This window comes from Frankia torreyi (assembly GCF_000948395.1).
GTDB lineage: Bacteria > Actinomycetota > Actinomycetes > Frankiales > Frankiaceae > Frankia > Frankia torreyi.
In genome coordinates, this window is the sequence record NZ_JYFN01000039.1 from 12,121 (window position 1) to 35,037 (window position 22,917).

Sequence of the window (22,917 nt, forward strand, 5' to 3'; positions counted from 1 at the left end):
GGTGGGTCTCGGCGGCGACGGACGTGACCTCGTTCCCGGCGCGACGTGCGCCATCGGGTGGTCGTGAAACACTGGAGGCATGGTGCGTTGGTTGACTGCCGGGGAGTCGCACGGTCCCGCCCTGGTGGCCACGGTCGAGGGGCTGCCCGCGGGTATCCGGGTGACCAGTGACGACATCGCCGCGGAGCTTGCCCGCCGGCGTCTCGGGCACGGCCGTGGGGCGCGGATGAGCTTCGAGCGGGACGTGGTCGAGCTGCTGGGCGGCCTGCGCCACGGCGTCTCGCTCGGCGGTCCGATCAGCGTCGTCATCCGCAACAGCGAGTGGCCGAAGTGGGAGCGGGTCATGTCGCCCGACCCGGTCGACCCGGCCGCGCTCGCGGGGCTGGGCCGCAACGCCCCGCTCACCCGGCCTCGGCCCGGCCACGCCGACCTTGCCGGCATGCAGAAGTACGGTTTCGACGACGCCCGCCCGGTGCTGGAGCGCGCCAGCGCCCGCGAGACGGCCGCCCGCGTCGCGCTCGGCACCGCGGCCAAGGCGCTGCTCCGCCAGGCGTACGGCATCGAGATCCTCTCCCACGTCGTCGCGATCGGCGCGGCCGAGGTCCCGCCGGGCCTGCCCGTGCCCACCTCGCTCGCGGCGATCGACGCCGACCCCGTCCGCTGCGCCGACCAGGCGACCAGCGAGCGGATGGTCGCCGAGATCGACGCCGCCCATGCCGACTCCGACACCCTCGGCGGCATCGTCGAGGTGCTGGCCTACGGCTGCCCGCCGGGGCTCGGCAGCTACGTGCACGGCGACCGCCGCCTCGACGCGCGCCTCGCCGGCGAGCTCATGGGCATCCAGGCGATCAAGGGCGTCGAGTTCGGCGACGGGTTCACCACGGCGCGGCGCCGCGGCTCGGTGGCGCACGACGAGATCGAGCCGGTCGGCGGCGTGGGCCGGCGCGTGCGGCGCGCCACCGACCGGGCCGGCGGCGTCGAGGGCGGCATGACCACCGGCGAGCCCCTGCGGGTCCGGGTGGCGATGAAGCCGATTTCCTCGCTCACCCGCCCGCTGTCCACCGTGGACGTGACCACCGGCGAGGCCGCGGTCGCGATCAACCAGCGGTCGGACGTGTGCGCGGTGCCCGCCGCGGGCGTCGTCACCGAGGCGATGGTCGCGCTCGTGCTCGCCGACGCGGCCCTGGAGAAGTTCGGCGGCGACTCGGTGGAGGAGACCCGGCGCAACTGCGAGGGGTACCTGAAGTCCCTGGTTATCCATTGACGCGGCGGTTATCCGCCGGTCGGGGTCATCCACCGGTTCGGGACATCCGCTGATCGGATCATCCACCGGTCGTCGGGCAGAACTGCAGACGGGGTAAAAGAATCATGGTTGGGGAGGCGGCGCCGGCGGCGCCGGCCGGGCCGCGCGCGGTCCTGGTCGGAGCGCCCGGCGCAGGCAAGACGACGGTGGGAACCCGGCTCGCGCAGCGGTGGGGCGTCGGGTTCCGTGACACCGACGCGGACGTCGAGGCGGAGCTCGGTCGCAGCGTCGCCGACATCTTCATCGAGTTCGGCGAGGAGTACTTCCGGGCCGCGGAGGCGCGGGCGGTGGCCGCCGCCCTCGCCGAGCACCGCGGGATCGTCGCCCTGGGCGGCGGGGCGGTCCTCGACGCCGACACCAGGGCGCTGCTCGCGGGTCACCGGGTCGTCTACCTGGAGGTCGGCGTGTCCGACGCGGTGCGCCGAGTTGGCCTCGCGCGCGACCGGCCGCTGCTCGTCGAGGGCCCGCGCGCCCGGCTCGCCGCCCTGCTCAAGGCCCGCCAGCCGCTGTACGCCGAGGTGGCGGCGGTTGTCATCGACACCGCCGGCCGCGAGCCGAACGAGGTCGCCGATCTGGTCGCCGCCGCCCTGGCGGAACTGCCCACGCCGCCAGCTCCGGCGGCGTCAGTGCGGATTCCGCGGTGAGCGCGCGGGCGAGGGTGTCCGACGTCGTGCGGATCCCGGTCCGTCCCGGCGGCGAGCGAGCCTACGACGTCGTGCTCGGTGAGGGGTTGCTCGGCGATCTCGCGGAGACGGTCGCCGGGCGGACCCGCGCCGCGGTGATCCATCCGGCCGCGCTGCGGGCCACGGCGGACGCCGTCGTCGCGGACCTGCGGGCGAACGCGGGGGTCGAGGCACACGCGGTCGAGGTGCCCGACGGCGAGGAGGCCAAGCAGCTACGCATCGCCGGTTTCTGCTGGGACGTCCTCGGCCGGATCGGCTTCACCCGCGACGACATGATCATCGGTCTCGGTGGTGGCACCGTGACCGACCTGGCCGGGTTCGTCGCCGCGAGCTGGCTGCGCGGGGTGGACGTCGTCCAGGTGCCGACCACCGTGCTCGGCATGGTCGACGCGGCCGTCGGCGGCAAGACCGGCATCGACATCGACGCGGGCAAGAACCTGGTCGGGGCGTTCCACCAGCCGCTGACCGTGCTGTGCGACCTCGCCGCGCTGGCCACGCTGCCGGCCGTCGAGGTGCGCGCCGGGCTCGCCGAGGTGGTCAAGACCGGGTTCATCGCCGACGCCGCCATCCTCGACCTGCTCGACGACGACCCCACGGGCGCCGCGCACCTGCCCGAACTGGTCGAACGGTCCATCCGGGTCAAGGCAGACGTCGTCTCCGGCGACCCCCGGGAGGCCGGCCGCCGGGAGATCCTCAACTACGGCCACACCCTCGGCCACGCGATCGAGAAGGTCGAGCACTTCACCTGGCGGCACGGCGCGGCGATCTCGGTGGGCATGGTGTTCGCGGCGGAGCTGTCGCGGCTCGTCGCCGGCCTCGACGACGCCACCGCCGACCGGCATCGCGAGCTGCTGACCCGCATCGGCCTGCCGGTGACCTACCGCGGCGACCGGTGGCCGGCGCTGCTTGACGCCATGCGCGTGGACAAGAAGTCCCGCGGCCGCCGGCTGCGCTTTATCGGCCTGGCCGCCCAGGGCGAGACCGTCATCCTCGACAATCCGGACATCGGCCTGCTGGTCGCCGCGTTCACGGCGGTCGCTCCCGACGGCCTGGCGCCGCCCGACGCACCCTGATCGCACCGCTGCCCCGGGGCGTGGGCGCCGGGCTCGGTAGACTTGTCCGCGGCCTGGCTGATCGCCGCCGCGCAGGGACCGGCAGCGGTCCCGGGCGGGCGGTCGCGGCCGGCAGGGTCGCCGCGGTGCGTGCGACCCGATGACTCTAGGCTTCAGCACGACGACGATCCGCCGTGCCGATGCACGGCAACCGAACGGGAGAACGCGCGCAGTGGCGACCAGCAACGACCTGAAGAACGGCATGACGCTCGACATCGACGGGGTGTTGTGGAACGTCGTCGGCTTCCAGCACGTCAAGCCGGGTAAGGGCGGGGCGTTCGTCCGCACGACCCTGAAGAACGTGCTCACCGGGAAGGTCGTCGACCGCACCTTCAACGCCGGCGTCAAGGTCGAGGTCGCGACCGTGGACCGGCGCGAGATGACCTACCTCTACCGGGACGGCGCCGACTTCGTCTTCATGGACAGCGAGTCCTACGACCAGATCCCGATCCCGCCGGGCGTCGTCGGCACGGCCGCCGACTACATGCTGGAGAACACTGTCGGCACCGTCGCGCTGCACGACGGCGCCCCGCTCTACGTGGAGCTGCCCGCCAGCGTCGAGCTCACCATCGCCCAGACCGACCCGGGCGTGCAGGGCGACCGCTCGACCGGTGGCACCAAGCCCGCGACCCTGGAGACGGGCGCGACGATCAACGTGCCGTTGTTCATCACGACCGGCGAGAAGGTCAAGGTCGACACCCGCGACGGCCGTTATCTGGGCCGGGTGACGAGCTGAGCGCCAGGTCCAAGGCCCGCAAGCGCGCGCTGGACATCCTGTTCGAGGCGGACGTGCGCGGGGCCGCCGTCCCGGAGATCCTCACCGCCCGGCGCGCCCAGGCCGACCCGCCCGTCTCGGAGTACGCCGAGGGGCTGGTCAGGGGCGTCGTCGAGCACTGGCGGGAGATCAACGAGCGGATCGGCCGGCACGCCGAGGGCTGGTCGCTGGAGCGCATGCCCCCGGTCGACCGCAACATCCTGCGGATTGCCGTGCTGGAGCTGTTGTGGCGGCCCGACGTTCCGCCCCGGGTCGTCATCGACGAGGCGGTGGAGCTGGCGAAGAACCTGTCCACCGACCGATCGCCGATGTTCGTCAACGGCCTGCTCGGCAGTCTGGTCGACGCCGGGACGGTGCCGGTGACGGCCGAACAGACGGCGGCGGGGCAGGTCCCGGCCGCGGGCGAGGTCTCGGTGGCGGGCCGGCCGGCCCCGCCGGGACCGGATGCCGGGCCGGGCCGGGAGGCCTGACCTACCGGGTTGGCCGGTGCCGCCGATCGGCGTGCCCGGTACGTCGCCCCAAGCGACGTACCGGGGTACCCCCGGCTACCTGTGTGCCACTCGCGTTTGGCCGGCCGGAGACCCCGAAAGCCGACCCGCGATCACATCGAGCTGAAGCTGCTGTGCCACGAACGAGACTGCTGGTGGTGCTGCGACGCCAGGCGGCGCTGGAACGCTGGTGGTGCTGGAACGCTGGTAGTGCTGGAACGGTGGTGCTGTGCTGGAACCGCTGGTAGTGCTGGAACGTTGGTGATGCTGGAACGTTGGTTGGTGCGCTGCCGGTGGAGCACCGGCGTGGTTGTCAGACGTCGGAAGCGGTGGCGTCCGCGCCCTGCTCCGGGGACAGCACGCCCCACGAGACGAGCTGTTCGGTGAGCTTGCTGGGGGAGGTGTCGTAGATCACTGCGAGGGAACGCAGGTCCTCGTAGCGGATGGAGAGAACCCGGCCGTTGTAGTCGCCGCGCTGGCTCTGAATGGTCGCCGCGTACCGCGCGAGCGGTCCGCCCTGCTCCTTGGGCACCTGGGAAAGGCGCTCGAGGTCGAGGACGATCCGCGGGGACTGCTCCAGCGGGGCGACGGTGGAACCCTCGGGAAGAAGCTCCCCGACCGGAACGCCGTAGAACTCCGCGAGCTCCGAGAGACGCTGTACGGTGACGGCGCGGTCCCCACGTTCGTAGGAACCGACGACGACGGCTTTCCACCGACCGTGCGACTTCTCTTCGACGCCATGAAGCGAGAGCCCCTGCTGGGTGCGTATCGCGCGCAGCCGAGCACCGAGCGCCTTCGCATAGTCGGACATCGGAGTGCCCACTCCTGTCGTGGTCGATCAGTTGGAACCGGGGCTCGTGCCGCCGGCGGTTACCGATAGTAGTGCCCGCCGGGTTGAGGCTCGACACCCGGGGGGTCGTGTCGCTTCTTTCTTTGTACCACTTTCTGTAGCCCTCCGGTTGCGCCCTACGCCTGCCCGGCGGGAACTTCCGCCGTTCGCCGTACCGGCGCATGCGGAAGTGAACCCGGTGACGTGCAGTCACGGCTTGGCGATGATAGTTGGCGCGGCAACAATCCGCACGGGCCGCCGAACCGGGGGGCGCGGACGGAGTCAGACGGCCGGACGGGGGTCGGCGGGCCCGCGCCGCGAGACCCTCACTCGTCCGGAGTGCCCTGGTAACGTCGCTGAGACCGCTCCTTTAAGGACCGTCCCGTGAGGCGGGGAAGGAGGGATGCCGCGTGGCCTCTGCTGCCGCGAGCGACCCCGCATCGCGCCGTCCCGGCATTGCCCGGACAGTACTGTCCGCCGATGACATGACCCGGATCGTCAGCCGGATGGCGCACCAGATCCTCGAAAAGACCTCCGGTGGTGCCGGTGTCGTGCTGCTCGGGGTACCCACCCGAGGGGTACCCCTCGCGCATCGTCTGGCACAGCGAGTACAGGCCGTCGAGGGAGTGGATCTTCCTGTCGGCTCGCTCGACCCCACGATGTACCGCGACGATCTGCGACTGCGCGGGGTTCGGCCACTGGAGGTGACCGAAATTCCCGACGGCGGGGTCGACGGCCGGGTGGTCATCCTCGTCGACGACGTCCTCTACTCGGGGCGCACGGTGCGCGCCGCGCTCGACGCGCTGGCCGCCTATGGCCGCCCCCGCACGGTCCAGCTTGCCGTCCTGGTCGACCGGGGCCATCGCGAACTGCCGATCCGCGCGGACTATGTCGGGAAGAACATGCCGACCTCGCGTCGCGAGTCGGTGGCCGTTCGGCTGCGAGAGATCGACGGCGCCGACGGCGTGCTCATCGTCTCGCCCGAGCCCAGCCCGACCGGTGCCGCGGCGGGCGCGGCGGACCCGGGAGACCGACCGTGACCCGGCGCTCGCTCGCCGAGCGCGAGCGCGCGGGGGCGGCGTGGGCGGCGAACGGAGGTCGGGTATGAAGGGGCACCTGCTGTCGACGGAGGACCTCAGCCGGGACGACGCGCTGCTGGTGCTGGACACCGCGGAACGGATGGCGCGGGTCGCCGAGGCGTCGGTCCGCAAGCTGCCGACCCTGCGGGGCCGCACCGTGGTCAACCTTTTCTTCGAGGATTCCACCCGTACCCGCACGTCCTTCGAGGTAGCCGCCAAGAGACTGTCGGCCGATGTGATCAATTTTTCGGCGCGCGGGTCAAGCGTGTCGAAGGGCGAGAGCCTGAAGGACACCGCGCAGACCCTCGAGGCGATGGGCGCCGACGCGGTGGTCTGCCGGCATTCCGCCAGCGGCGCGCCGCACCGGCTGGCGACCTGGGTGCGCGGCAGCGTCGTGAACGCCGGCGACGGCACCCACGAGCATCCGACCCAGGCGCTGCTCGACGCGTTCACCATGCGCCGGCGGCTCGGTCGGGTCGACGGGCTCGCCGTCACCATCGTCGGCGACGTGCTGCATTCCCGGGTGGCGCGGTCCAACGTCTGGCTGCTCGCCACCCTCGGCGCCAGTGTGACGGTGGTCGCCCCGCCGACACTGTTGCCTATCGGTGTCTCTTCGTGGCCGGTCGAGGTGTCGTACGACCTCGACGCGGTGCTACCCAAGACCGATGTGGTGATGATGCTGCGGGTCCAGCGGGAGCGGATGTCGGCGGCGTTCTTCCCCACCGAGCGGGAGTACAGCCGCCGCTACGGGCTGGACGTCGACCGGGCCGCGACCCTGCCCGAGCACGCCCTGGTCATGCATCCGGGGCCGATGGTGCGCGGGATGGAGATCGCCTCCCGGGTCGCCGACTCCGACCGGTCGACGGTGGTGGAGCAGGTTGCGAACGGGGTGAGCGTGCGGATGGCCGTGTTGTATCTGCTGCTGGGCGGTTCCGGGGAGGTCTCATGACGGCGGGTGCGGGCGGCGCGGGGGGTCCGGTCGGTGGGGCGGCGGGGGGCTCGGGACAGTCCTGGGTGCTGCGCCGGGTCCGCCCGCTCGGCGGGGATCCCGTCGACGTGCTGCTTGCCGACGGGGTCGTGGCGGCCTGGCGGCCCGCGGGCTCGACCGGCCCGGACTCCGAGGGCCTGCCCGCCGGGACGACCATCCTGGACACCGACGGCCTGATCATGCTGCCGGGCCTGGTCGACCTGCACACCCACCTGCGCGAACCGGGCCGGGAGGACGCCGAGACGGTCGAGTCGGGCACCCGGGCCGCGGCGCTCGGCGGCTACACCACCGTGTTCGCCATGGCGAACACCAACCCGGTCGCCGACACCGCGGGCGTCGTCGAGCAGGTCTGGCGGCTCGGGCTCGACGCCGGCCACTGCGACGTGCGGCCGGTCGGCGCGGTCACGGTCGGGCTGGCGGGGGAGCGACTGGCCGAACTCGGTGCGATGGCGACATCCGCGGCCGAGGTGCGGGTGTTCTCCGACGACGGGCACTGCGTGTCCGACGCCCTGCTCATGCGCCGGGCGCTGGAGTATGTCAAGGCGTTCGACGGGGTGATAGCCCAGCACGCCGAGGAGCCGAAGCTGACCGCCGGCGCCCAGATGAACGAGGGGGTCGTGGCCGCCCGGCTGGGCCTGCCCGGCTGGCCCGCGGTCGCCGAGGAGGCGATCATCGCCCGGGACGCGCTGCTGGCCGGGCACGTCGGTTCCCGGCTGCACGTCTGCCACGTCTCCACCGCGGGCTCCGTGGAGCTCATCCGCTGGGCGAAGGCGAAGGGCTGGCAGGTCACCGCCGAGGTCACCCCGCACCACCTGCTGCTCACCGACGACCTGGTCAGCTCGTACGACCCGGTCTACAAGGTCAACCCGCCGCTGCGGACCGCCGCGGACGTCGCCGCGCTGCGCGCCGGCCTCGCCGACGGGACGATCGACTGCGTGGCGACCGACCACGCCCCGCACGCGCTGGAGGACAAGGAGACCGAGTGGGCCGCGGCCCGGCCCGGCATGCTGGGCCTCGAGACCGCGCTGTCGGTGGTGATGGAGACGATGGTCATCCCCGGGCACCTCGACTGGGCCGGCGTCGCCGACCGGATGGCCCTGGCCCCGGCCCGCATCGGTGGCCTGCCGCGACCGGCGGTTGAGGGGNGGAGTTCCATAGCGGTGGGTGCGCCCGCGACCGTGACGCTGCTCGACCCGTCACCGTGGCGGGTCGTCGAGGCGGACACGCTCGCCAGCCGCAGCCGCAACACCCCCTATGCGGGGCGGTCTCTGCCGGGAGCGATCCGCGCCACGTTCCTGCGAGGCCGACCCACCGTGCTCGACGGGAAGGTCGTATGACTGTCTCGCTGGCAGCCGCCTCGCCGTTCGCCGCCTCGCCGTTCGCCGCCTCGCCGTTCGCCGACTCCTCCTCCGCCACCGGACCGGTGGTCCTCGCCGCCGGCCGGGGACCGGACCGCCTGGGCCTGCACCTGCTGCTCGTGGTGGGCCTGCTGCTGCTGTTCGTCGCGGTGGTGGGGGCGATGCTGCGGGCCTGGCGCACCAAGGCCGACCAGCAGGAGGAGGACCTGCCCGAGCTGCCCGACCCGCCGGCCGAGCCCGGCACGGTCTTTGCCGCCCCGCTGCGCGGGATGTACCTCGGCACCGTCGACGCCGGCCACTGGCTGGAGCGGATCGCCGCGCACGGCCTGGGCGGGCGCACCGGCGGGTACGTCAGCGTCTATGAGACCGGCGTGCGGGTGGACCGCGGCAGCGACGCGTTCTGGATCCCCCGGGACGCCGTGCGCGGCGCCCGGCTGGAGCGGGCCCACGCCGGCAAGGTCTCCGCGCCGGGACGCCTGATCGTGATCGCCTGGTCGTACGGCGGGCACGAGCTGGAGACCGGCTTCCGCGGGGAGGACCGGGCGCGCCAGCCCAAGGTGGTCCGCGCCGTGCACGACCTCATCGGCCCACCGCCGGCCCACCTGGCCTCCGGTGACGTCACCTCGCCGCATGCCGTGCCGCGGATGCGACCCCGGTTGCGCCCGCGGGCCGCGGCCCCGGGACCGGGACCGGGCGGCCCGCCGCCCCGGCCGGGCTCGGGCCAGCCCACCGAGGAGATGCCGGCGATCCGCACCGGTCCGCGGCTGCGCCGCGGCGAGCGCGGTGCGGCCCGCGGGGAGCGGCCGGGCGCCGCCGACCGGTCCGACTACCCGCAGCGGCGCCGGGACCCTCGCCATTCTGACCCTCGCCACCCTGACCCCCGCTACCAGGACGCCGACCAGCCGGATCCCCGCCGCGGCGGGCCACGCCCGGCCGATCCCGGCCGCGGTGACCCGCGCCGGGCGCCCGGTCCCGCCGACGCCCGCCACCCGGAGGCCCGCCACCCAGACCCCGGCTGGCCAGCCTCCCGCCAGCCCGACCCTCGCCCTTCTGACCCCCACCCGGCGGACCCGCGCTACGGCGACCGGGGCCGCCCCGAGCAGTCCGACCCCGGCCGGTCACCGGTCGACCCGTTGACCTCACCACTGGGTGAGGTGCGCAGGCTGAAGGAGGATCGGTGAGCACCCTCACCACGACCCCCGGCTCCGCGGCCGGCGACCAGCTCGCGGCCCCCGCGGCGGCGCCGGCGAACCGGCCGGCCGACCGGGCGAACCCGACCCGCGCCGTGCTGATGCTGGAGGACGGGCGCAGCTTCGTCGGCGAGGCATACGGCGCGATCGGCGAGACCTTCGGCGAGGCGGTGTTCTGCACCGGGATGACCGGATACCAGGAGACGCTGAGCGACCCGTCGTTCCACGGCCAGATCGTCATCATGACGGCGCCGCACATCGGCAACACCGGCGTCAACGACGCCGACTACGAGTCCGACCGCATCCAGGTCGCCGGCTTCGTCGTGCGCGATCCGGCGCGGCGCCCGTCGAGCTGGCGGTCGCGCGGCAGCCTCGACGACGAGCTGGCCGCCGCCGGGGTCGTCGGCATCAGCGGCATCGACACCCGTGCGCTGACCCGTCACCTGCGCGAACGCGGGGCGATGCGCTGCGCGATCAGCAGCACGCTCGCCGATGACTCGGCCGTCAATGACCCGGCCGCCGGCGACTCGGCCGCCGGCGTCGACGAGGGCGGGCAGAGCGCCGCGCTGGCCGCGCTGCTCGACCGGGTCCGCAGCTCGCCGGAGATGGTCGGCGCCGATCTGGCCCCGGTCGTCTCCACCCCCGAGCCCTACGTGGTCCCGGCCGCGAGCGGCACGGCGCAGTTCAAGGTCGCCGCGTTGGACCTCGGCATCAAGCGGGCCACCCCCGCCGCCATGGCGGCGCTGGGGTGCGAGGTGCACGTGCTGCCCGCCCGGACCACCGGCGAGGAACTGCTCGCCCTCGAACCCGACGGGGTGTTCCTGTCCAACGGCCCCGGCGACCCGGCGACCGCCGACTACGCCGTCGAGGCCCTGCGCACCGTGCTGCGCGCCGACGTGCCGGTGTTCGGGATCTGCTTCGGCCACCAGTTGCTCGCCCGCGCCCTGGGCTTCGAGACGTACAAGCTGACCTACGGCCACCGCGGGGTGAACCAGCCCGTCGGCGACGTGGCCACCGGCCGCATCGCGGTCACCAGCCAGAACCACGGCTTCGCCGTTCGTGCCCCGCTGACCGGCGTGACGGACACGCCGTTCGGGCGGGTCGTGGCCAGCCACATCGGCCTCAACGATGAGGTCGTCGAGGGATTGGAGTGCCTGGACGTGCCGGCCTTCAGCGTGCAGTTCCATCCGGAGGCCGCGCCGGGACCCCATGACGCGGCCAACCTGTTCGAGCGGTTCCGCGACCTGATGGCCGCCGCCCGCCAGGCCCGCGCCGCGGTCGCCGGAGGGGAGTCCTGATGCCCCGGCGCGAGGATCTCAGCAGCGTCCTGGTGATCGGCTCCGGGCCGATCGTCATCGGCCAGGCCTGCGAGTTCGACTACTCCGGCACCCAGGCGTGCCGGGTGTTGCGGGCGGAGGGCCTGCGGGTCATCCTGGTCAACAGCAACCCGGCAACGATCATGACAGACCCGGAGATCGCCGATGCGACCTACGTGGAGCCGATCACCCCGGACATCGTCACCAAGATCATCGAACGGGAGCGGCCCGACGCCGTCCTCGCGACCATGGGCGGCCAGACGGCACTGAACACCGCCGTCGCCCTGCACGACGCAGGCGTCCTGGACCGCTTCGGCGTCCAGCTGATCGGCGCGAACATCGACGCGATCCGCGCCGGCGAGGACCGGCAGGCGTTCAAGGACATCGTCGCCACCGTCGGCGGCGAGACGGCGCGCAGCGCCATCTGCCACACCGTCGAGGAGTGCCTGGCCGCGGGCGAGGAGTTCGCCTACCCCGTGGTCGTCCGGCCGAGCTTCACCCTCGGCGGCGCCGGCAGCGGCTTCGCCCACGACGCGGGCGAGCTCGCCCGGATGGCCGCCGACGGCCTCGCGGCGAGCCCGTCGACGGAGGTCCTGGTCGAGGAGTCGATCCTCGGCTGGAAGGAGTTCGAGCTGGAGCTCATGCGCGACCGCGCCGACAACGTGGTCGTCGTCTGCTCCATCGAGAACGTCGACCCGATGGGCGTGCACACCGGCGATTCGATCACCGTCGCCCCGGCGATGACCCTGACCGACCGCGAGTACCAGACGATGCGCGACATGTCGATCGCGGTCATGCGCGCCGTCGGGGTCGACGCCGGCGGGTGCAACATCCAGTTCGCCGTCGACCCGGCGACGGGCCGGCAGGTCGTCATCGAGATGAACCCGCGGGTGTCGCGCTCGTCGGCGCTGGCCTCCAAGGCCACCGGCTTCCCGATCGCCAAGATCTCGGCGAAGCTCGCCCTCGGCTACACCCTCGACGAGATCCCCAACGACATCACCCGCACCACGCCGGCCGCGTTCGAGCCGACGCTGGACTACGTCGTGGTGAAGGTGCCGCGGTTCGCGTTCGAGAAGTTCCCCGGCGCCGATCCGACGCTGACGACGACGATGAAGTCGGTCGGCGAGGCGATGGGCGTGGGCCGCAGCTTCGCCGAGGCGCTGCAGAAGGCGCTGCGGTCGATGGAGTCGGCGGGCTCGATGTTCTCCTTCGTCCCGCCGACCGGCGACGCGGCCAGCCTGCTGGAATCGACCCGGGTGCCGCACGACGGGCGCCTGCGGGCCGTCCAGCAGGCGCTGCTCGCCGGCGCCGACCCGGCGGACGTCACCCGGGTGACCGGCATCGACCCCTGGTTCGTCGACCAGATCGTCTTCCTGAACGAGATCGCCGCCGCCGTCACCCGCACGCCGGCGGGCATCCGCCGGGCCAAGCGGGCCGGCTTCGCCGACGCCCAGCTCGCCGAGCTGCTCGGCACGTCCGAGGACGTGGTCCGGGCGTTCCGGCACCGGTCCGGCATCCGGCCGGTGTTCAAGACCGTGGACACCTGCGCGGCCGAGTTCGCCTCCGAGACCCCGTACCACTACTCGGCCTACGACAGCGAGACCGAGGTGGCGCCGAGCGGCCGGCCGCGGGTGATCGTGCTCGGCAGCGGGCCGAACCGCATCGGCCAGGGAATCGAGTTCGACTACGCCTGTTGTCACGCCGTGATGGCGCTGTCCGACGCCGGGTTCGAGACCGTCATGGTCAACTGCAATCCGGAGACGGTGTCGACCGACTACGACACCGCCGACCGGCTCTACGTCGAACCGCTGACGGTCGAGGACGTCCTCGAGGTCGTCCACGCCGAGCAGCAGGCCGGCCCGCTGGCCGGGGTGATCGTGCAGCTCGGCGGCCAGACCCCGCTGGGCATCGCCGCGGCGCTGGCGGAGGCGGGCGTGCCGATCGTCGGGACCCCGCCGGAGGCGATCCACCTGGCCGAGGACCGCGGCCTGTTCGGCCGGGTGCTGGCCGCCGCCGCCCTGCCCTCGCCGCCGCACGGCGTGGCGACCTCGTTCGCCGAGGCCCGCACCGTCGCCGAGCGGATCGGCTACCCGGTGCTCGTCCGTCCCTCCTACGTGCTCGGCGGCCGCGGGATGGAGATCGTCTACGACGACTCCATGCTGCGCGACTACATCGAGCGGGCCACGGCGATCTCCCCCGAGCACCCCGTGCTCGTCGACCGGTTCCTCGACGACGCCGTCGAGATCGACGTCGACGCCCTGTTCGACGGCGAGACGCTCTACCTCGCCGGCGTGATGGAGCACATCGAGGAGGCCGGCGTGCACTCCGGCGACTCGGCCTGCGCCCTGCCGCCGATCACGCTCGGCCGCGCCGACCTGGAGCGCATCCGCACCTCCACCGAGGCGATCGCCCGCGGCGTCGGCGTGCGAGGGCTGCTCAACGTCCAGTACGCCCTGCAGTCCGACGTCCTCTACGTGCTGGAGGCCAACCCGCGGGCCTCGCGCACCGTTCCGTTCGTCTCCAAGGCGACGGCGGTGCCGCTGGCCAAGGCGGCCGCCCGGGTGATGCTCGGCGCCTCCATCGGCGAGCTGCGCACCGAGGGCCTGCTGCCGCGCACCGGCGACGGCGCCACCCTGCCGCTGGACTCGCACATCGCGGTCAAGGAGGCGGTGCTGCCCTTCGGCCGCTTCCGCGACGCCGTCGGCCGCGGCGTCGACACCATCCTCGGCCCGGAGATGAAGTCCACCGGCGAGGTGATGGGCATCGACGACGGCTTCGGCACCGCGTACGCCAAGTCGCAGGCCGCCGCCTACAACGGGCTGCCCACCTACGGGCGGGTGTTCGTCTCGGTCGCCAACCGGGACAAGCGGGCGATGATCTTCCCGATCAAGCGGCTCGCGGACCTCGGCTTCGTCGTCTACGCCACCGAGGGGACCGCCCAGGTACTGCGGCGCAACGGGGTCAAGGCGGTCGTGCTCGGCAAGCACCGGGCGCCGACCGAGGGCCTGCTCGACTGCGTCGAGATGATCACCTCGGGTCAGATCGATCTGGTCATCAACACCCCGTGGGGGGTCGGCCCGCGGCTCGACGGCTACGAGATCCGCACCGCCTGCGTCAGCGCCGGGGTTCCCTGCATCACCACCATCCAGGGCGCCGCCGCCTGCGTGCAGGGCGTCGAGGCCCTGGTCCGCGGGGAGCTGGGCGTCCGGCCGTTGCAGGAGTACCACGCCGCCCTGCGCGAGGCGTGGGGCGGCGCGGACGGCCCGGCCGCCGGTCCCGCCGCGTCCACAGCCTCTGCCCCCACAGCCTCTGCCCCCACAGCCTCTGCGCCTACGGGCGCCGTGTCTGTGGTCGCCGCGTCCACGGAGTCCAGGGGCGCCGCAGATCCGGGCGTGCCGTTCGACGAGCAGCCGATCGAAGCCTTCGAGGAGCAACCGACCGAGCGCATCGACAGCCCGCCGGGCGAGCGCTTCGAGGAGCAACCGACCCAGCGCGTCGACTGGCAGTCGCCCGGCGACGCGGCCACGGCCACAGACCCGGTCACCGGCGGCGACGTGCGCAACGGTGTGACCGGTTTCGCGGCGGGCGACGCCGAGCAGAACGGTGCGACCGGGCCGGTGACGGGCGACCCCGGACCGGACACCTCGGCCGGGCCGGGCGCGGTGTCCGACGCCGACGCCGGCCTCGACCCCGCACGGACCGGTCGGTGAGTGCCGTGTCCCGCTTCACCCCGCGCTCCGGTCGGGCGCCGCTGGCCGTCGCGCTCGACGCCCCGGACGGCGCGACCGCGCTGCGGTGGGCCGCGGCGGTCGCGCCGCACGCCGCCGTGCTCAAGATCGGGATGGAGCTGTTCTACCGGGAGGGGCCGGCGATCGTGACGGCCCTGCGCACGGCCGGCCTGCTCGCCGAGCCCGCTGGGGGAGCCGAGCCCGCTGGGCTCGTTGAGGCCGGCACGGCGCCCGAAAGGGCGACCGGTGGTCCGCCCGAGCTGTTCCTTGATCTCAAGCTGCACGATATTCCGGCAACGGTCGCCGGTGGAATGCGGTCGGTCGCCACGTTGCAGCCTCGATTCGTCACCGTGCATGCGGCCGGGGGAGCGGCGATGATACGTGCGGCCATCGCCGCGGCCCCCACGGTCGAGGTGGCCGTTGTGACCGTCCTCACCTCGCTCGATGCGGCCGCGCTGACCTCCGTCGGGCTCGCCGGACCGCCGGATGATGCCGTCCGCCGCCTCGCCGTGCTCGCCGTCGAGGCGGGGGCGCGCACCCTTGTGTGCAGCCCACGGGAGGTCCGAATGGTCCGTTCGGAGCTCGGTGACAACGTGACTCTCATCACGCCCGGCGTGCGTCCGGAGGGGTCCGAGGTGGCCGACCAGGCGCGAATCGCGACTCCGCGGGAGGCACTGGAGGCGGGTGCGGACCTGGTCGTAGTGGGCCGTCCCATCACCCGAGCCACCGATCTGGGCATAGCGGCGAAGGTGGTCGCAGATAGTATTTTCGCAGGTCAGACGCCTGCGTCTCGCTGACGGCCGTGGTCAGGGCGGGGTGTGTTCGTCCTGGTGCGGTACGAAGCGGTACGGTGGGGCCGTCGTAGACCGAAAGGGTGCGGCACGAGCGGGCCACCCCTTTCGTCCCGTCAAAGCCTTCTCTTGTGCGGACAATATGTCCGCATCAGAGTGTTGTGGCCAAGGCTGGACCGAGGAGCCACTTCCTCGCTAGTTTGCGCGGCGCGATCACCGAATTGAGGAGGCGTACCCGTGCCCCTGCCGCCCCTAACGCCCGAGCAGAGGGCCGCCGCCCTCGAGAAAGCCGCGCTGGCTCGTAAGCAGCGCGCGGAACTCAAGGAGCGGTTGAAGAAGGCGGAGACCACTCTGGCCGCCGTCTTGGAACAGGCCGAGGCCGATGAGGTCGTCGGCAAGATGAAGGTTTCGGCTGTTCTGGAGTCGCTTCCCGGAGTTGGGCGCGTGCGCGCCCAGAAGATCCGAGAACGGCTCGGGATCAGTCCGACCCGCCGGCTGAGAGGGCTCGGCGCGAAGCAGCGCGCCGCGCTCCTCGAGGAGTTCGGAACGGCCTGATCCGGCGGAGTGGGAAATCCACTCCGGCAACCGGAGTAGGGCCTTGGCGGGACGCGGCGTCGCCGGGTGAGTGGTCTCACTCACGTTCTTCCGGCGAAGCCGCGGTACCTTCCGAGCGGATCGGGGGTCGGAATTCTTTACCGGCCCTCGATCCGAAAGTCCATGGGAAACAAGTCCCATCCTGGGCATCCACGGCCGGATGACCGCTGTGCGGCAGCCGTCCCGGAGGCCCTAGGGTTGGGGCCGTGGGTCTCACAGTGCTGTCCGGGCCGTCCGGCGTCGGGAAGGGAACGGTCGTTGCGGCCGTCCGCGAGCGTCATCCCGAGGTCTGGGTCTCGGTCAGTGCCACCACCCGGGCTCCCCGGCCCGGGGAGACCGACGGTGTCGAGTACCACTTCGTCGACGCCGAGGAGTTCGCCCAGATGGTCAAGGCCGGCGAGTTCGTCGAGCATGCGATGTTCGCCGGGCACGCCTACGGCACTCCGCGGGGTCCCCTGCAGGAACGGCTCGCCGCCGGCGTCCCGTGCCTGTTGGAGATCGAACTGCTCGGGGCCCGCCAGGTGCGTTCGGCGATGCCCGACGCCCGGTTCGTCTTCCTCGCGCCACCCACGTTCGAGGAGCTGGTCCGGCGGCTGACCGGCCGGGGGACCGAGTCACCCGAGGTCATCGCCCGCCGGTTGGACCGGGCTCGCATCGAGCTCGCGGCCGAGACGGAGTTCGACCACGTGGTCGTCAACGACGATGTGCGGGCTGCGGCCGCCCGATTGGTAGCATTGATGATCGGCTCCTAGGTGCGGGTCCGCTCGTACCGCGCCGCGAAGCCGCACTTCACGCGCCTGAGTCCGGGCGCAGGCGGCTTGGCGGCCTGTGCACGCGGCCCTGTGCGCGGGAGCACGGTCCGGACGGCGGCCGCCGCCCCGGACGTTCACCCCGGAAGGACATCGTGGCCGGAACCGTAGCCCACCCCGAAGGCATCACCAACCCGCCGATCGACGAGCTGCTCGAGGCCACCGACTCGAAGTACAGCCTGGTCATCTACGCGGCCAAGCGGGCTCGCCAGATCAACGCCTACTACTCGCAGCTCGGCGAGGGCCTGCTGGAGTACGTCGGGCCGCTGGTCGAGACGACCAACGCCCAGGAGAAGCCGCTGTCGATCGCGCTGCGCGAGATCAACGCCGGCCTGCTCACCCACGAGACCGTCTCCGACAGCCTCCCGCCGGTCGCCTGACCCGGCCGTGACCGACGAGCCCATCGGCGCCGCGGGCGCCTCGGCCCGGCGGCCCCGGGTCGTGCTCGGCGTGGCCGGGGGCATCGCCGCCTACAAGGCGGTCGAGGTGCTGCGCCGGTTCACCGAGTCCGGGCACGAGGTGCGGGTCGTGCCCACGCCGTCCGCGCTGCGGTTCGTCGGGGAGACGACCTGGGCGGCGCTGTCCGGCAACCCGGTCACGACCGATGTCTGGAGCGACGCCGACGAGGTCGCCCATGTCCGCATCGGGCGGGAGGCCGACCTCGTCCTCGTCGTCCCCGCGACCGCGGACCTGATGGCCCGCGCGGCCGCCGGGCGGGCGGACGACCTGCTCACCGGCACCCTGCTCACGGCCACCTGCCCCGTGGTCTTCGCGCCGGCGATGCACACCGAGATGTGGCAGCATCCGGCCACCCGGGCGAACGTGGCCACTCTGCGGGCCCGGGGCGCGGTGGTGCTGGATCCGGCCGTCGGCCGGCTGACCGGGGCGGATTCGGGGCCGGGCCGGCTACCGGAGCCGGCGGAGATCGCCGCGCTCGGCATGGCGGTGCTCGCCCGCGGGGCCGACGGCGTCCGTCCGGACCTCGCCGGCCGGCACGTGCTGGTCACCGCCGGAGGTACCCGGGAGTACCTCGATCCGGTCCGCTTCCTCGGCAACGCCTCCAGCGGGCGCCAGGGCTACGCGGTGGCGCGGGCGGCACTCGCCCGCGGGGCCGCGGTGACGGTGGTCGCGGCCAACGTCGCCCTGCCCGCGGTGGCCGGGGCGCGCACGATCGCGGTCACCTCCGCGGCCGAGTTGCGGGAGCGGGTGCACGAGGTGGCGCCGTCCGTGGATGTCGTCGTGATGGCGGCCGCGGTCGCCGATTTCCGGCCACAGGCGACACAGGCGTACAAGATTAAGAAAGAATCCGCGGCGCCCGACTCCATTGCCCTGGTGCGAAACCCTGACGTGTTGTCCGAGTTGGTGGCGAACCGCCGCCCCGGGCAGGTCCTGGTCGGTTTCGCCGCCGAGACGGGCGGTCCCGACGGGGGAGTTCTCGACCACGCCCGGGCGAAACTCGCCCGCAAGCCCGTCGACCTCCTCGTCGTCAACCAGGTCGGCGCCGGGCTCGGGTTCGAGGTGGCGGACAACGCCGCCGTGGTCCTGGCCGCCGACGGCCGCGAGACGACCATCGAACGCGCAAGCAAGGATCTGGTCGCGCACCGGATCCTCGATCTCGTGGTGGAGTTCCCGATCGGTCACGGGGACGGAACGTCCAGCGAGGCAGTGCGGGTACCCGTGCGGACGCCTCGGTAAGCTTCGTCGGAATCAACCGGATCTCCCAGGGGGTTAGACCAGTGGCGACGCGCCTGTTCACGTCCGAGTCCGTCACCGAGGGACATCCGGACAAGATCGCTGACCAGATCAGCGACTCGATCCTCGATGCCATGATCAAGGACGACCCGAAGAGCCGGGTCGCGGTGGAGACGCTCATCACGACGGGCCAGGTCCACGTCGCGGGTGAGGTCACCACCAAGACCTACGTCGACATCGCCGCGGTCGTCCGGGAGCGCATCCTGGAGATCGGCTACGACTCGTCCAAGAAGGGATTCGACGGCGCCTCCTGCGGGGTCAGCGTTTCCATCGGCGCGCAGTCCGCGGACATCGCCCAGGGCGTCGACACCGCTCACGAGACCCGCGTCGAGGGTTCCAGCGAGGACGAGCTCGACCGTCAGGGCGCCGGCGACCAGGGTCTGATGTTCGGGTTCGCCTGCGACCAGACCCCCGAGCTCATGCCGCTGCCGATCGCACTGGCGCACCGCCTCGCCCGGCGGCTGTCCGCGGTCCGCAAGGACGGCCAGGTCGGCTACCTGCGCCCGGACGGCAAGACCCAGGTCACCATCGAGTACGCCGACGGCAAGCCCGTCCGCCTCGACACGGTCGTCGTGTCCACCCAGCACGCCGCCGACATCGACCTCGACACGCTGCTCGCACCCGACATCGCCGAGTACGTCGTCGAGCCGGAGCTGGCGCTGCTCGAGATCTCCACCGAGGGCCGCCGCCTGCTGGTCAACCCGACCGGCCGCTTCGAGATCGGCGGCCCGATGGGCGACGCCGGCCTGACCGGTCGCAAGATCATCGTCGACACCTACGGCGGCTACGCCCGTCACGGTGGCGGCGCCTTCTCCGGCAAGGACCCGTCCAAGGTCGACCGCTCGGCCGCCTACGCCATGCGCTGGGTCGCCAAGAACGTCGTCGCCGCCGGCCTCGCCAGCGCCTGCGAGGTGCAGGTCGCCTACGCCATCGGCAAGGCGCACCCGGTCGGCCTGTTCGTCGAGACCTTCGGCACCGGCACGGTCCCCGAGGAGCAGATCCAGGACGCCGTGACCCAGGTCTTCGATCTGCGCCCGGCCGCGATCATCCGCGACCTGGACCTGCTGCGCCCGGTCTACGCCCAGACCGCCGCCTACGGGCACTTCGGCCGCCCCGAGCTCGACTTCACCTGGGAGTCCACCTCGCGCGCCGAGGCGCTCCAGCGCGCCGTCAAGGGCTGACGCCCCGACCGCACGCTCCTGGGAAGCCGGGTCGGTCCGCATCGCCGAACCGACCCGGCTTCGCCTTTCCCCGCCGTCCTGCCGTTCGCCGTGGCCGTGGGCCGATCGCGGTGGGTTGATCGCTGCGGGGGGCTGACCCGGGCTGACCGCGGCCGGCCGGTCCTGTCGGAGGTGCCTGGTACTAATGCCCTCATGACCGAACAGCCCGCCACGATCGCCGGTGTCGGCCCGGGGCCGGCCGGGCGGCCGGGCGAGGCTCGCGGCCGCGCCACGCCCGCGAGCGGGGAGGGCGCGGATCGGCCCGCGGCGGCGGGCGGTCCGAGACCGGCCTCCCCGCCGGGCGAATCCGCCGCGTCGGCGCCGCGGCCGGGTCGGGGTTCGGCGGCGCGCGCAGGTTCGGGTACGCGCGGGGGCTCGGGGCGGGCCCGCGGTCCCGGCGCGCCGTCCCCGCTGGCCGCGGAGCTGCCCGTGGCCAGGGTCGCGGTCGACACCCCGCTGACCCACCTCGACCGTCCCTTCGACTACCTCGTCCCGGCCGATCTCGCCGCGGCGGCCGTGCCCGGCTCCCGGGTCCGGGTCCGCTTCGCCGGCCGGCAGGTGGACGGTTTCGTCCTGGAACGGCGGGCCGTCTCGGAGCACCCGGGCCGACTGGCCCCGCTGGAGCGGTCGGTCTCGCCGGAGCCCGTGCTGTCCGATTCGATCGCCCGGCTCGCCCGCGCCGTGGCGGACCGCTACGCCGGCACGCTGGCCGACGTTCTTCGCCTCGCCGTGCCACCACGCCACGGCCGTACCGAGAGCGCCCCTTCCCCGCCGGAGGAAAGTCCCTCCCGACCGGCGACCGCCGCCGGTGTCTCCGAGGAGGCCTCCCCTCCGCCCGAGGCCGCTGCCACGACCTCCGAACCCGTCGCCCCCCGGCCAGAGGTCGCCGCTGCGCCGGAGAGCACCCAGCCGTCGGTCCCGACCCCGGTTCGGATGACCCCCGGGGCTGCGCCGTCGGCGCCGGCGGATGGTGCTGCCCACGACGGGCGGCCGGCGGAGTGGGCGCGCTATCCCGCCGGGCCGTCGATGCTCGCGGCGCTGGCCGCGGGCCGATCGCCGCGCGCGGTGTGGTGGGCGCCGCCCGGCCCCGCGTGGCCGGCGATGATCGCCACCGCGGTCGGCGCCACGGTGCGGTCGGGCCGTGGCGCGGTCGTCGTCGTTCCCGACCATCGCGACGTCGACCGGGTCGAGGCCGCGCTGGTCGAGGTCATCGGACGCGAGACCACCGTCGCCCTGCGGGCCGACCTCGGCCCGTCGCGCCGGTACCGCGCCTTCCTCGCGGCCAGCCGCGGGCAGGCGCGGGTCGTCGTGGGCACCCGTTCCGCGGTCTTCGCCCCCGTCGCCGACCTCGGCCTGCTGGTCGTGTGGGACGACGGGGACGAGCTGCACGCCGAGCCGCTGGCTCCCTACCCGCACACCCGAGACGTCGCCATGCTGCGCGCGCGCCAGGACGGCTGCGCCCTGCTGATCGGCGGTTTCTGCCCAACGACGGAGGCCGAGGCGCTCGTCCGCAGCGGCTGGGCCCATCCGCTGGTGCTGCCCCTGCCCGAGGTCCGGGCGCTCGCCCCCCGGGTCGAGGCGACCGGCTCGGACCACGAGTACGCCCGAGATCCGGCCGCCCGCGCCGCTCGGCTGCCGTCGCTCGCGGTCCGCACGGCCCGCCAGGCCCTGGCCGCCGGTGCCCCGGTGCTGGTCCAGGTGCCCCGGCGCGGCTACCAACCCTCGCTGGCGTGCGCGGACTGCCGGCGTCCCGCCCGCTGCCGGCACTGCCAGGGTCCGCTGGGCCGCTCCTCCGGCGCCGGCGTGCTGTCCTGCCAGTGGTGCGGTCGCCCGGTGCCCGCCGCCCCGGGCGCGCTGGGAGCCGCCCCCGCGCCCGAGCCCCGAGCCCCCGAGCCCCGGGCCGTTGCCGCCGCGGGTGGCGCGGCCGGCGTGGCGGTCTGGCGATGCCCGTCGTGTTCGAGCCCGCGGCTGCGGGCCTCGGTGACGGGGGACCGGCGCACCGCCGAGGAGCTGGGCCGGGCCTTCCCCGACGTCCCGGTGCGGACCTCGGGGCGCGACGGCGTGCTCGCCGCCGTTCCCGCCGAGCCGGCGCTCGTCATCTCCACCCCTGGCGCCGAGCCGGTCGCGGTCGGTGGGTACGGCGCCGTGCTCCTGCTCGACGGCTGGGCCCTGCTCGGCCGCCCCGACCTGCGGGCCGCCGAGACGACCCTGCGGCGCTGGGCGGCGGCGGCGGCGCTGGCCCGCCCGGCGCCACGCGGCGGGCGGGTCATCGTGTCCGCCGACGCCGGGCTCCCGGTCGTGCAGGCCCTGGTCCGCTGGGATCCCGCGACCTTCGCCGCCCGAGAGGCCGACGAGCGCGCCGAACTCGGTTTCCCGCCGGCGACCCGGATGGCCACCGTGGAGGGCAGCGCCGCGGCTGTCGCCGAGCTGCTCGCGGTGACCCGCCTACCCGAGGGGGCCGACCTGCTGGGCCCCGTGCCGCTGCCACCCGCACCCCGCGCACGGGCGGCAGCGACCCCGGGCGGCGGGCCGGCGTCGGTCGGCGGCCCGGGCGCTGGCGAGGGGGGCGAGATCGAACGGTTGCTCATCCGGGTGCCCCGCGAGCGCGGCGCGGCCCTCGCCGCCGCCCTGCACGAGGCTCGCGGCGTCCTCGGCGCCCGCCGGAGCACCGCCGGCCTGCGCGTCCAACTCGACCCGCTCGTCATCGGCTGACCGCGCGCCCACCGCCGGCGGCCGGCCCCCGCCGGGGCCGGCGTCTGTCGCCGGGGCCGGCCGTCCGCCACAGCGGTGCCCGCCCGCGGTACGGTCGGGCAGCGGCAGGCTCGAGGACGCCGCCCGTGTCCCCGTTCCGGGTGCTGGCGGACGGTCCCCGGCCTGGCCAGACAGCTCGGATCTTGCCCCC

At 73.6% G+C, this 22,917-nt stretch carries 19 protein-coding genes and 1 pseudogene; 19 read left to right on the forward strand and 1 reads right to left on the reverse strand.

Annotation, left to right across the window (positions count from 1 at the left end):
- Positions 1–79: 79 nt before the first annotated feature.
- From aroC to nusB, 5 genes are all read left to right on the forward strand, one after another.
- Positions 80–1,264, forward strand: a complete 1,185-nt coding sequence (gene aroC, locus FF36_RS21210) for a chorismate synthase (protein ID WP_044886892.1) — start codon at positions 80–82, stop codon at positions 1,262–1,264.
- A gap of 104 nt (positions 1,265–1,368) precedes the next feature.
- On the forward strand, positions 1,369–1,947 hold the full coding sequence (locus FF36_RS21215; RefSeq protein ID WP_044886893.1) for a shikimate kinase: 579 nt from the start codon (positions 1,369–1,371) through the stop codon (positions 1,945–1,947).
- Positions 1,944–3,059, forward strand: a complete 1,116-nt coding sequence (aroB, locus tag FF36_RS21220; RefSeq protein ID WP_082122111.1) for a 3-dehydroquinate synthase — start codon at positions 1,944–1,946, stop codon at positions 3,057–3,059. The genes FF36_RS21215 and aroB overlap by 4 nt, the downstream gene beginning before the upstream one ends.
- A 211-nt stretch (positions 3,060–3,270) precedes the next feature.
- On the forward strand, positions 3,271–3,834 hold the full coding sequence (gene efp, locus FF36_RS21225; protein WP_044886895.1) for an elongation factor P: 564 nt from the start codon (positions 3,271–3,273) through the stop codon (positions 3,832–3,834).
- A gap of 53 nt (positions 3,835–3,887) precedes the next feature.
- Positions 3,888–4,343: a transcription antitermination factor NusB gene (gene nusB / locus FF36_RS21230; protein WP_044886896.1), complete on the forward strand. Its 456-nt coding sequence runs from the start codon at positions 3,888–3,890 to the stop codon at positions 4,341–4,343.
- A gap of 331 nt (positions 4,344–4,674) precedes the next feature.
- Here the strand turns inward: nusB and bldD are convergent, their stop codons facing one another.
- The gene (gene bldD / locus FF36_RS21235) at positions 4,675–5,172 is read right to left on the reverse strand and encodes a transcriptional regulator BldD (protein WP_009742788.1); all 498 of its coding nucleotides are present in this window, start codon (positions 5,170–5,172) and stop codon (positions 4,675–4,677) included.
- Positions 5,173–5,600: 428 nt separating this feature from the next.
- Here bldD and pyrR point away from each other — a divergent pair, with 428 nt between their 5' ends.
- The 14 genes and pseudogenes from pyrR to FF36_RS21300 all read left to right on the forward strand — a co-directional run bounded on the left by pyrR (position 5,601) and on the right by FF36_RS21300 (position 22,727).
- Positions 5,601–6,230 carry a bifunctional pyr operon transcriptional regulator/uracil phosphoribosyltransferase PyrR gene (gene pyrR, locus FF36_RS21240; protein ID WP_044886897.1) on the forward strand — a complete coding sequence of 210 codons (630 nt, stop codon included), beginning with the start codon at positions 5,601–5,603 and terminating at the stop codon, positions 6,228–6,230.
- A 64-nt stretch (positions 6,231–6,294) separates the two neighbouring features.
- Positions 6,295–7,218, forward strand: coding sequence for an aspartate carbamoyltransferase catalytic subunit (locus FF36_RS21245; RefSeq protein WP_044886898.1), 924 nt, complete (start codon positions 6,295–6,297; stop codon positions 7,216–7,218).
- The coding region (locus FF36_RS21250) for a dihydroorotase (RefSeq protein ID WP_242422693.1) at positions 7,215–8,402 on the forward strand (1,188 nt) is incomplete at its 3' end. The genes FF36_RS21245 and FF36_RS21250, both read left to right, overlap by 4 nt.
- Position 8,403: 1 nt before the next feature.
- A pseudogene (locus FF36_RS38630) lies at positions 8,404–8,594 on the forward strand (dihydroorotase); the annotation flags it as partial.
- Positions 8,591–9,796 (forward strand): PH-like domain-containing protein, encoded by a 1,206-nt coding sequence (locus FF36_RS21255; RefSeq protein ID WP_052681271.1) that lies wholly within the window; start codon positions 8,591–8,593, stop codon positions 9,794–9,796. The pseudogene FF36_RS38630 and the gene FF36_RS21255, both read left to right, overlap by 4 nt.
- Entirely contained in the window at positions 9,793–11,103 is a 1,311-nt protein-coding gene (gene carA / locus FF36_RS21260) for a glutamine-hydrolyzing carbamoyl-phosphate synthase small subunit (protein ID WP_044886899.1), read from the forward strand. Before FF36_RS21255 ends, carA begins: the two co-directional genes overlap by 4 nt.
- Positions 11,103–14,831 carry a carbamoyl-phosphate synthase large subunit gene (gene carB, locus FF36_RS21265; protein WP_044886900.1) on the forward strand — a complete coding sequence of 1,243 codons (3,729 nt, stop codon included), beginning with the start codon at positions 11,103–11,105 and terminating at the stop codon, positions 14,829–14,831. Before carA ends, carB begins: the two co-directional genes overlap by 1 nt.
- Positions 14,828–15,646 carry an orotidine-5'-phosphate decarboxylase gene (pyrF, locus tag FF36_RS21270; protein WP_044886901.1) on the forward strand — a complete coding sequence of 273 codons (819 nt, stop codon included), beginning with the start codon at positions 14,828–14,830 and terminating at the stop codon, positions 15,644–15,646. Before carB ends, pyrF begins: the two co-directional genes overlap by 4 nt.
- Positions 15,647–15,877: 231 nt before the next feature.
- Positions 15,878–16,195 (forward strand): integration host factor, actinobacterial type, encoded by a 318-nt coding sequence (gene mihF / locus FF36_RS21275; protein WP_009742797.1) that lies wholly within the window; start codon positions 15,878–15,880, stop codon positions 16,193–16,195.
- Between the two features lie 245 nt (positions 16,196–16,440).
- Positions 16,441–16,986: a guanylate kinase gene (gene gmk / locus FF36_RS21280; RefSeq protein WP_044886902.1), complete on the forward strand. Its 546-nt coding sequence runs from the start codon at positions 16,441–16,443 to the stop codon at positions 16,984–16,986.
- A gap of 152 nt (positions 16,987–17,138) precedes the next feature.
- Positions 17,139–17,423 (forward strand): DNA-directed RNA polymerase subunit omega, encoded by a 285-nt coding sequence (gene rpoZ, locus FF36_RS21285; RefSeq protein ID WP_009742799.1) that lies wholly within the window; start codon positions 17,139–17,141, stop codon positions 17,421–17,423.
- Between the two features lie 7 nt (positions 17,424–17,430).
- Entirely contained in the window at positions 17,431–18,738 is a 1,308-nt protein-coding gene (coaBC, locus tag FF36_RS21290) for a bifunctional phosphopantothenoylcysteine decarboxylase/phosphopantothenate--cysteine ligase CoaBC (protein ID WP_044886903.1), read from the forward strand.
- Between the two features lie 41 nt (positions 18,739–18,779).
- On the forward strand, positions 18,780–19,976 hold the full coding sequence (gene metK, locus FF36_RS21295) for a methionine adenosyltransferase (protein WP_011606322.1): 1,197 nt from the start codon (positions 18,780–18,782) through the stop codon (positions 19,974–19,976).
- A gap of 192 nt (positions 19,977–20,168) precedes the next feature.
- A complete protein-coding gene (locus FF36_RS21300) occupies positions 20,169–22,727 on the forward strand; it encodes a primosomal protein N' (protein WP_095212306.1) in 2,559 nt (852 codons plus the stop codon).
- The last annotated feature ends 190 nt before the right edge of the window (positions 22,728–22,917 follow it).